Below are 9,713 nucleotides of genomic sequence, written 5' to 3' on the forward strand. Positions count from 1 at the left end.
GGAGGGTACCAGCCGCCGCAGGGCGGTGGCCAGCCGGGCTATGGAGGGTACCAGCTACCTACAGGGCAGATGACGGACCCGATAACAGGTAGGCCAATGGCACCAGGAGGGGTGATGGGGATATGAGGGCCCTGCACATAGACCTGGAGACGTACTCCAGTGTGGACATAAAGAAGGCGGGGCTGTATAGATACGTGCAGTCCCCGGACTTCCAGATACTGCTGTTCGCGTATTCCGTCGATGGGGGCGCGGTAAGCGTGATAGACTGCGCCTCAGGGGAATGGATTCCTGAGGACGTCATCCAGGCGCTGGGCGACCAGACCATCGAAAAAGTGGCCCATAACGCAGCCTTCGAGATATGCTGCCTGAACAAGTCCTTCCACAGCCCGGCATGCCAGTGGCACTGCACCATGGTGCACTCCCTATACTGCGGGTTCCCTGCATCATTGGATGCTGTGGGAAAGGCCATGGGCCTCCCGGAGGACAAGAGGAAGATGGGGGTGGGGAAGCAGCTGATCAGGTACTTCTGCACTCCCTGCACCCCTACTGCCAGGAATGGGGGGCGCACCCGGAACCTCCCGCACCATGACCGGGCGAAATGGCAGCTATTCAAGGACTACTGCCGGCAGGACGTGGCCACGGAGATGGAGATATACCGGAGGCTGGAAAGGTACCCCATCCCGGAGCAGGAGCGCCAGAACTGGATTCTGGACCAGCGCATCAACATGGCAGGGGTAAGGGTGGACACGGGGCTCATCGCAGGGGCCCTGGGCCTGTACGCCAGGATAAGCGGGGAGCTGTCGGGGCGGGCAAGGGAGCTCACGGGGCTGGAGAACCCGAACAGCGTGGCGCAGCTGAAGGGATGGGTGGAGGGGCACGCGGGGTTGGAGCTGGAAAGCCTGGACAAGGCCACGGTGGCAGAGATGCTGGCGGACAAGGAGGGGGACGGGCTGGTGAAGGAAGTGCTGAGGATCCGGAAAGAGCTTGGGAAGACGTCCGTGAAGAAATATGAGGCCATGAGGGCTTGCGTCTGTGATGACGGACGGATCCGCGGGCTCCTGCAGTTCTATGGCGCCAGCAGGACGGGCCGGTTCGCGGGCCGGCTCGTTCAGGTGCAGAACCTGCCGCGCAACTACATCGAGGGCCTGGACACGGCGCGGTGCCTGGTGAAGGCCGGATGCCTCGATGCCGTCAGGGCCGTGTACGGGGACGTACCGGACCTGCTCTCGCAGCTGATCCGGACGGCCTTCATACCAGGGGAGGGGTGCCGCTTCATCGTGGCGGACTTCTCCGCCATAGAGGCGCGCGTGCTGGCATGGCTGGCGGGAGAGGACTGGCGGCTGGACGTGTTCCGGACGCACGGGAGGATCTACGAGGCCTCCGCCAGCGCTATGTTCGGCGTCCCAATCGAGAGGATCGAGAAGGGCAGCCCTGAGTACGCGCTGAGGGGCAAAGGGAAAGTGGCGGAGCTGGCGCTTGGGTACCAGGGAGGGGCCCGGGCACTGGTCAGCATGGGGGCGCTGTCCATGGGGCTGACGGAAGAGGAGCTCCCAGACATCGTGAGGCGCTGGCGGAAGAGCAACCAAAGGATACAGGACTTCTGGTACACAGTGGAGAACAATGCCGTGGACACGGTGCAGCATGGGACGGTGCACGCCCTGCCGAAGGGCATCACCTTCCACCGGGACAGGGACTACCTCTTCATACGTCTGCCGTCAGGCAGGGAGCTGTTCTACTACCGTCCGGAGCTCGTGACCAACGCCTACGGCAGGAGCGCGGTGGGCTTCCGCGGCATCAGCCAGGGCACGAAGCGGTGGGAGCTGACGGAGACCTATGGCGGGAAGCTCACGGAGAACATCGTCCAGGCAGTGGCCCGGGACCTGCTGTGCAGCGCCATGATGAACCTGCACGCGGCCGGGTACGCCATCCGCTTCCATATCCACGACGAGGTCATACTGGAAGTGCCGGAGGGGAGCGGCAAGAGCCTGGAGGAAGCCATAAGGCTGATGTGCACGTTGCCGGGATGGGCGGAGGGCCTCCCGCTGGATGCAGCCGGATTCGAGGGATATTACTACAGGAAGGACTGAGGACGGGCCTATGTATTATGACAGACATATCAAGATAGCGACAGGCGGGAGCCGGAAGGCGACGTCCTGGGCGGTGCAGGAGGCCACTTGGTCATCTTTCCTGCTGAAGCTCTCGCAGCCGGTCAGGACTCCAGAGACCTTCCAGGAGTACAAATCCCTGCCGAAGCCCAGGCAGGACGACCTGAAGGACGTGGGCGGGTTCGTAGGCGGCGTGCTGGCCGGGCCGCGCAGGAAGAAGGATTCCGCGGGTGAGCGGCACCTGGTCACCTTGGACGCGGACTCTATAGAGCCCGGCGGCACCCAAGGCGTGCTGAACGCCGTGTCCGGCCTGGGCTGCGCCTATGCCGTCTACAGCACCAGGAAGCACGAGGGCGCGGCCCCCAGGCTGCGGATCGTGGTGCCCTTGGACGAGCCGTGCACGGCGGAGGAGTACGAGCCGATCGCCAGGAAGCTGGCATCGTTCCTGGGGATGCAGATATTCGACCCGACCACTTTCGAGTCCGTCCGCCTGATGTACTGGCCGAGCTGCTCTTCTGACGGCGAGTTCGTCTTCCTGTATGAGGACAAGCCTTTCCTGTCAAGGGCGGGGATGCTGGGCCTGTACCGGGACTGGCGGAATGTAGCTGAATGGCCGGAGGTGCCTGGAGCCGCAAAGATAAGGGACCGGTCCGCAAAGAAGCAGGGCGACCCGATGGAGAAGGGCGGCGTGGTGGGCGCGTTCTGCCGCTGCTACGGCATAGAGTCCGCCATGGAGCTGTTCATCCCTGGCACCTATGAGCCTTGCGTGGACGGGCGCTACACCTATACAGGCGGTTCCACGGTAGGAGGCGCTGTGCTCTATGATGATGGGAAGTTCATCTACAGCCACCATGCGACGGATCCCTGCAGCGGGAAGCTGTGCAATGCCTTCGACATGGTAAGGCTGCATCTGTTCGGGGATGAAGACGCGGATGCAAAGCCGGACACCCCGGCAGGCAACCTGCCCTCTTTCCTGTCCATGTGCAAGTTCGCAGCGGCCCTGGAGCCTGTGGCGCAGGTGCTGAACCGGGAGCGGTATGAGAAAGCGGTACAGAGCTTCGATGCCCCTCTGGACACCACAGCGGAAAGGTTCGACTGGCTGGGGCAGTTGGCTACCCATCCGAAGACTGGGAAGCCGCTGCCGACGGTGGTGAATGTCCAGATCATCCTGGAGAATGACCCGCAGCTCAGGGGGAAGGTGTACCATGACGACTTCAGCGACCGGCCCATGGTCTGCGACCGGCTCCCCTGGGAGAAGTTCGTCTTTGACGGCAGGCACCGTCTATGGAAGGATGCGGACGACTCCGGCCTGCGCGGCTACCTGGAGTCCCATTACGGGATATCCACCAAGAACAGCATCATGGACGGCTTCGCCGTATATGCCCTGAACCACAGGGTGAACCATCTCCTGGATTACTTGGCTGGCCTGCGCTGGGACGGCGTCCCGCGGGTGGACATGCTGCTGGTGGACTATTTCGGGGCAGACGACACCCCGTACACGAGAGAGGCCATACGGAAGTGCCTGGTGGGGGCCGTGGCCAGGCTGCTGCACCCGGGGGTCAAGTTCGACCAGATGCTGATCCTGACGGGCCCGCAGGGCATCGGAAAGAGCACCTTCTGGAGGATGCTGGGGATGAGGTGGTACACGGATTCCCTGTACACCTTCGAGGGCAAGGAGGCCGCTGAGCTGCTGCAGGGGTACTGGATCGTGGAGTGCGGCGAGCTGTCCGGGATGACGAGGTCCGAGATGAACACGGTGAAGCAGTTCATCAGCAAGTGCGAGGACACCTACAGGGCGGCGTATGGCCGCAGGACGGAGAATTATCCCAGGCGGTGCCTGCTGGTAGGGACCACCAACGAGAAGGAGTTCCTGAAAGATGAGACCGGTGGGCGGCGCTTCTGGCCCGTGGACCTGGCGAGGCATCCGCCGAGGAAATCCGTGTTCCGGGACCTGCCGGAGGAGGTGCCGATGATTTGGGCGGAGGCCCTGCAGTTGTATAGGGACGGGGAGACCATGCTGCTGTTTGGGGCGGCGCAGGGCCAGGCCCAGGAAGCGCAGGAAGGGCACAGGGAGTCCGACCCCAATGAGGGGATTATAGCCGAGTTCCTGCAGAGGAAGGTGCCTGCAGGGTGGTACCAGAAGAGCCTGGCGGACAGGAGGAACTGGCTGGACAATACATTCAACCAGCAGCGGGAGGATGAGGGACAGATGGTGTACCGGGACCGGATATGCGCGCTGGAGATATGGAACGAGTGCTTCCGGCAGTTCGCCCGCATGAAGAAGTCGGAGGCCAGGGAGATCAATGCCACGCTCGGCAGGATGCCCGGATGGAAGCGGGCGGAGCGCGCGCTCCGGTTCGGAGGGGACTACGGGGTGCAGAGGGGATACATAAGGGACGTAACATGCCCCCCTTTCCCCGTAACAACTTCCAAAGAGAATGTAACATGAAAGCGTAACATTCTGTAACATCGTAACAATCGAATGTTTCCGCTGGAACCATGATAGGCACTGGCCCCATAGCATCCTGTAGCATTGTAACATTCTTTTCTATATAGATAATATATAAAGGGAAATAAGGGATACATATACCCCTGATACCCTTGATTTATAAAAACAATACGCATGCGTATGTGCGCGGGAAATGATACAGGGGCAGGAGAGATACGGGAGGCAGGGGGAGAGATGGAGGAAAAAGGGATGAAGGAAAAAGAGATCGAGAGGTATCTGGTGGACAGGGTAGCGGCGATGGGGGGCATGGCGTTCAAATTCGTCTCCCCCGGATGCACGGGGGTGCCCGACAGGCTGGTGGTCCTGCCGGAAGGGAAGGTCGGCTTCCTGGAGCTGAAAGCCCCGGGAATGAAGCCCCGGAAAGAACAGGTACACCGGATCCGGCAGCTGTGGGCCCTGAGGTGCTGTGCGGATGTCGCGGACTCCAGGGAAGCGGTGGACCTGTACCTGGCGGGCCTGTCAACGGGAGTCCCAGTGCCGGCCAGGATGCCCCGGATGCTGGAAACGGAGGCGCGCCGATGATATTCAGGCCGCACAGCTACCAGAGGTACTGCATCCAGCGGATGCTGCAGGAGCCGGCCCTGGCGCTGTTCCTGGGGATGGGCCTCGGCAAGACGGTCACGACGCTGACGGTCCTGAACGACCTGAAGTACAACCGCTTCCAGATGCAGAAGTGCCTGGTCATAGCCCCCAAGAAAGTGGCGGAGGACACCTGGACCCGGGAACAGTCCAAGTGGGAGCACCTGAGGCTCCTGCGGGTGGTGCCGGTGCTGGGCAGCCTGAAGAGGCGCATCCGGGCCCTGACATCGCCGGGGGACGTGTACGTGGTCAACCGGGAGAACGTGGCCTGGCTGGTGGACCATTACCGGAACGACTGGCCCTTCGACACGGTCGTGATCGACGAGTCCAGCAGCTTCAAGAGCCACCAGGCGAAGCGGTTCAAGTCGCTGCGGAGCATCCGGGGGCACATCAGCCGGATCTATGAGCTGACGGGCACCCCGGCATCCAACGGCTATATGGACCTGTGGGCGCAGATCTACCTGCTGGACGGGGGGAAGAGGCTGGGGAGGACCATAACGGAGTACAGGAACCAGTACTTCACCCCTGGCAGCCGGAACGCCACCACGGTGTTCAGCTATGAGCCCCGGGACGGCGCACAGTGGCAGATACAGGAGCGCATCCGGGACATATGCATCAGCCTGTCCGCGGAGGACTACCTGGAGCTGCCGGAGCGCATGGACAACACCCGGTACATAAAGCTGGACGCGAAGGCCCAGAAGGCCTACGACGAGATGGAGCGGCAGAGGATCCTGGAGCTTGGGGACACGGTGCTGGACGCGGGGAGTGCGGCGGTGCTGAGCAACAAGCTGCTGCAGCTGGGGAACGGGGCCGTGTACAGCATGGGGGAGGACGGCCGGCGCCGGGTGGCCGAGATCCACGGCAACAAGGTGGAGGCCTTCATGGAGCTGGTGGAGGAGCTGAACGGGAAGCCCGCGCTGGTGTTCTACAATTTCCAGCACGACCTGGAGCGCCTGGAGCGGGCGCTGCGGAGGACGGGACTGAGGGTCAGGCGCCTGGAGGGCAGCCGGGACATAGAGGACTGGAACGGCCACCGCGTGGACATCCTCCTGGCGCATCCCGCGAGCGTGGCCTACGGCCTGAACCTGCAGCAGGGCGGCAGCGACGTGGTGTGGTTCGGGCTGAACTGGAGCCTGGAGCTCTACCAGCAGGCGAACGCCAGGCTCCACAGGCAGGGACAGGAACATACCGTGTTCGTCCACCATCTGGTGGTTGCGGGGAGCGTGGACGAGGACGTCATGGCGGCGCTGGGCAGGAAGGGAGACTGCCAGGCAGAACTGCTGGAGGCCCTGAAGGCCCGGGTGGACAGGATTCGAGGGTGATGACTATAAGGACCGGATCATGGGGAGGTTCCTGAAAGTCGAATGACAGGAAGGAGGGCTTTAGCGATGTATGCGATGGACAGCGAATACAGTATGCTGGACGATGCGATCAAGACCGTCATGAGGCGGTCGGCGGGCGATGCGGTGCTGCTGGGCTACCTGCTGCGCCGGATGATGGACGAGAAGCTGTGGGCGAAGCAGTACGACAGCCTCGACGGGTATCTGAGGGAGGAGCTGCACATGGACTATACCATGGCGTGCAGGTTCGAGGCCATCAACAGGAAGTATTCCATCGGCGGCCACAGCAAGGACATCGACGAGAAATGGGAGGGGTTCTCCCAAGGCGTCCTGATCGAGATGCTGAACATGCCGCCGGAACTGGAGGCGAAGGTGACGCCGGACATGACCGTCAGGCAGGTCAGGGAAGTGAAGCGGCAGGCCAGGAGGGAGAAGGGACGGGCGGAGGACAAGGCAGTGCCACAGCAGCCGGAGGCTGTGGAGGTGGAGGCCGCTACAGATGGTGCGGCCCCAGCGGCATGCAGCATCCTGGCGGAGGCATCGTCCCAAGGAAGCGCCCCTCTGCATGAAAGGGTGGAGGGCGACAGGGAGGAGGAAGCCTTCCCAGCAAAGGACGAAGTCCCGGATGCCGAATACCGTGAGCTGCAGCCTGCGGAGGAAGTTGCGACGTCGCAACTCCCGGAACTGGTGAAGCCGGACAAAAAGCAGGGACAGTACCTGGACGACTTCGCCAAGCGGTTCATCCGCTTCAAGAAGGAATGGATGCTGGCCGACTTCGAGAACAGGGTATCGGATGTCACAAAGTCCCCGGAAGAGATCAGGAAGCATCTGGGAGAGGACGGAAGGACATGGTACTTCGCGTCAGGAAAGGACAAGGTGGCCCACATCGACATGTTCGATGGCTACGTGCAGCTATGGGACGGCAATGGGAACCATATAGGGGACTTCGACTGGTTCTATCTGGCGGCGTCCATCCAGCGGATGTGGAACGTAGTAGTCCTGGAAATGGCGAATAGGCTCATGGGCAAGGAACCAGATAGCCGCATCATGGATAGTGCCTCTGCTGAAGGCCATGCCTATAGCAGGACGGAAAGAGGGACAAAGCCCGATGGGCTGGCAGAGGTGAAAAAGATACTGGCCAAGGAGCAGAAGATGCTGGACGGCTACATGGAGGCAGCATCGGAGGATGAAAGGGTCCTGGAAAGCCATATGTATAAGCGGCAGGCCGTCATAGTGGATGCCCTGACGGCCATGGTGCACAGCATGGAGGAGGCCCGGAAGGATGGGTCGGAGGAGCGGGAGCAGCCGCCCCTGCCGCTGCTGAAGAACAACGACCAGCGCAAGGAATGGCTGAAGTCCTACAAGGACTGGGGCCTGTGGTACAGGGACGACAACATCGGGGTGGACTATTACAAATACGATTTTGAGAATGGTGTCCGCCTGGTCGTGGAAGTGTACCAGGAGGAGGCCACAAGGTACTGTGGGGCCTATGAGTCCAGCTTCCTGCACCTCATAGGAGGGCGGAAGGCGCCGGTGGACCAGCACGGGGTCTGCAAGTGGCAGATGCATAAGAGATACACCAGGTACCCGAACAGTGAGACGGAGCTGGTGGAGTTCCTGAAGGAGCTGCAGAAGAAAGGATAGAAGATGCACAGAACATTGAAGTATTCAGGGAGCAAGTGGAACATAGCGAAAAAGCTGGTGGAGCTGATTCCGCCTCACCACAGCTACGTGGAGCCCTATTTCGGGAGCGGGGCCGTGCTGTTCAGCAAGGAGCCCTCGCACATCGAGACAATCAATGACCTGGACAGCGATGTCGTTAACCTGTTCAGGTGCATCCGGGAGGATCCGGAGCAGCTCGCACGGATTGTCATGACGACCCCATACAGCAGGGAGGCATATGAGGGCGCATTCATGACCGTGCCGTTCATGGGGATACCTTCAGGAGACAACAGGTTCCGCAAGGCCTGCAGGTTCCTGACCCGTATGTGGCAGGCCTACGGATCCCGTAACGATGGATATAAGAACGGATGGAAATACGATGCCATCGGTCGGGAAAGGATGTATTCCCTCTGGGACTGGTACGCGCTGCCAGAATGGATAGTGGAGGCGGCGGAGCGGCTACGGAAGGTTCAGATTGAGCACAGACCGGCGCTGGAAGTGATACAGCGGTTCGACAATCCGGCCGTGTTCATGTACCTGGACCCTCCGTACCTGCTTGGCATCCGGAGCCACAAGCAGTACCGGCATGAGATGGAGGATTCAGACCATGAGGAGCTGCTTGAGACCGTCTTGCAGAGCCAGGCGAGAATCATGATATCCGGATATGAGTCTGAGATGTACAACGATTACCTGCAGGGATGGCGCAAGGTACATTTCACCAGTTGCGCAGAAGGAGGAAGACGGAGGCAGGAGGTGGTCTGGATGAACTATGAGTGTGATACGCAGATGGTACTGGGAGGAAATAGGAGCGGTGATGAATCGTAAAGAAAAGGAAAAGCGCTATGAAGACTACATAGAGAGGACAAGCCGGGCGGCTACGGCTGCCGGGCGCAGGGTTCCATACCATCTGGAATACATAAGGAGGTATGGAAGCCCGCCGGCTCCTGCAGGGATTTCGGATGCGGGAAAGGAAAGAGGGGCATAGCAGGAAATAAAAGCTTCAAGTGCGAAAGGACGTGGTATCGATGGGGAACGTAGCTGAGAACGAGATGAAGAAGGAATATCTCAGGGAATACAGGGGGCATGTACGGAGGATTGCACGGATTGAGGCCGAGCTAAGCGAGCTGCGCGCCATGAAGACGGCGATATCCGTAAACAATGACGGGATGCCTCATGGATCAGGCCAGAGCGACTTGTCAGGCTATGCCGCCGAGCTGGACAGGCTGGAGAGGAGCCTACTGGGGGAGCGGCATAGGCGGGTATCCGCTTACAAGGACATCGTCAAGCGAATAAAGAGGCTGCGCAGCGAGAATGAGCTGGATGTACTGTTCTACCGGTACATAAAGGGCCTTGAGTGGTGGGAGATTGCGGAAAAGATGGGCTATTCGGAACGCCAGATTCACCGCTATCATGGGAATGCCCTGGCACATATCACAGTTCCGGAAAATCTGAAAGATGTCATAGAATGTCAGTCCAAAGTGTGATATTATGGTATCATCGAGAAGCGAAAGGAAAGGC

General features: G+C 60.7%; 8 protein-coding genes. All 8 read left to right on the forward strand.

Translation table 11 applies throughout. The features are described 5' to 3' along the window. The first annotated feature begins 122 nt into the window (after window positions 1-122). On the forward strand, window positions 123-2,087 hold the full coding sequence (locus Q2B33_RS20180; protein ID WP_300573600.1) for a DNA polymerase: 1,965 nt from the start codon (window positions 123-125) through the stop codon (window positions 2,085-2,087). A 10-nt stretch (window positions 2,088-2,097) separates the two neighbouring features. Then, window positions 2,098-4,554: a virulence-associated E family protein gene (locus tag Q2B33_RS20185; protein WP_300914201.1), complete on the forward strand. Its 2,457-nt coding sequence runs from the start codon at window positions 2,098-2,100 to the stop codon at window positions 4,552-4,554. 249 nt (window positions 4,555-4,803) lie between these two features. After that, complete coding sequence (locus Q2B33_RS20190; protein WP_300573606.1) at window positions 4,804-5,136, forward strand: VRR-NUC domain-containing protein; 333 nt, start codon at window positions 4,804-4,806, stop codon at window positions 5,134-5,136. Next, window positions 5,133-6,515: a DEAD/DEAH box helicase gene (locus Q2B33_RS20195; protein ID WP_300573609.1), complete on the forward strand. Its 1,383-nt coding sequence runs from the start codon at window positions 5,133-5,135 to the stop codon at window positions 6,513-6,515. Before Q2B33_RS20190 ends, Q2B33_RS20195 begins: the two co-directional genes overlap by 4 nt. Before the next feature lie 66 nt (window positions 6,516-6,581). After that, window positions 6,582-8,177 carry a hypothetical protein gene (locus Q2B33_RS20200; RefSeq protein WP_300573612.1) on the forward strand — a complete coding sequence of 532 codons (1,596 nt, stop codon included), beginning with the start codon at window positions 6,582-6,584 and terminating at the stop codon, window positions 8,175-8,177. 15 nt (window positions 8,178-8,192) lie between these two features. Next, the gene (locus Q2B33_RS20205) at window positions 8,193-9,020 is read left to right on the forward strand and encodes a DNA adenine methylase (RefSeq protein ID WP_300898469.1); all 828 of its coding nucleotides are present in this window, start codon (window positions 8,193-8,195) and stop codon (window positions 9,018-9,020) included. Then, window positions 9,010-9,180, forward strand: a complete 171-nt coding sequence (locus Q2B33_RS20210; protein ID WP_300573618.1) for a hypothetical protein — start codon at window positions 9,010-9,012, stop codon at window positions 9,178-9,180. The genes Q2B33_RS20205 and Q2B33_RS20210 overlap by 11 nt, the downstream gene beginning before the upstream one ends. Window positions 9,181-9,220: 40 nt before the next feature. Next, window positions 9,221-9,679 carry a hypothetical protein gene (locus tag Q2B33_RS20215; protein ID WP_300573621.1) on the forward strand — a complete coding sequence of 153 codons (459 nt, stop codon included), beginning with the start codon at window positions 9,221-9,223 and terminating at the stop codon, window positions 9,677-9,679. The last annotated feature ends 34 nt before the right edge of the window (window positions 9,680-9,713 follow it).

Source organism: uncultured Acetatifactor sp. (genome assembly GCF_948601915.1).
Lineage (GTDB): Bacteria > Bacillota > Clostridia > Lachnospirales > Lachnospiraceae > Acetatifactor.

Bases quoted from the DNA above. Each gene is read 5' to 3' on its own strand.
- Q2B33_RS20195 (WP_300573609.1), top strand. From the start codon at position 5,133: ATGATATTCAGGCCGCACAGCTACCAGAGGTACTGCATCCAGCGGATG.
- Q2B33_RS20190 (WP_300573606.1), top strand. From the start codon at position 4,804: ATGAAGGAAAAAGAGATCGAGAGGTATCTGGTGGACAGGGTAGCGGCG.
- Q2B33_RS20200 (WP_300573612.1), top strand. From the start codon at position 6,582: ATGTATGCGATGGACAGCGAATACAGTATGCTGGACGATGCGATCAAG.
- Q2B33_RS20215 (WP_300573621.1), top strand. From the start codon at position 9,221: ATGGGGAACGTAGCTGAGAACGAGATGAAGAAGGAATATCTCAGGGAA.
- Q2B33_RS20180 (WP_300573600.1), top strand. From the start codon at position 123: ATGAGGGCCCTGCACATAGACCTGGAGACGTACTCCAGTGTGGACATA.
- Q2B33_RS20210 (WP_300573618.1), top strand. From the start codon at position 9,010: ATGAATCGTAAAGAAAAGGAAAAGCGCTATGAAGACTACATAGAGAGG.
- Q2B33_RS20185 (WP_300914201.1), top strand. From the start codon at position 2,098: ATGTATTATGACAGACATATCAAGATAGCGACAGGCGGGAGCCGGAAG.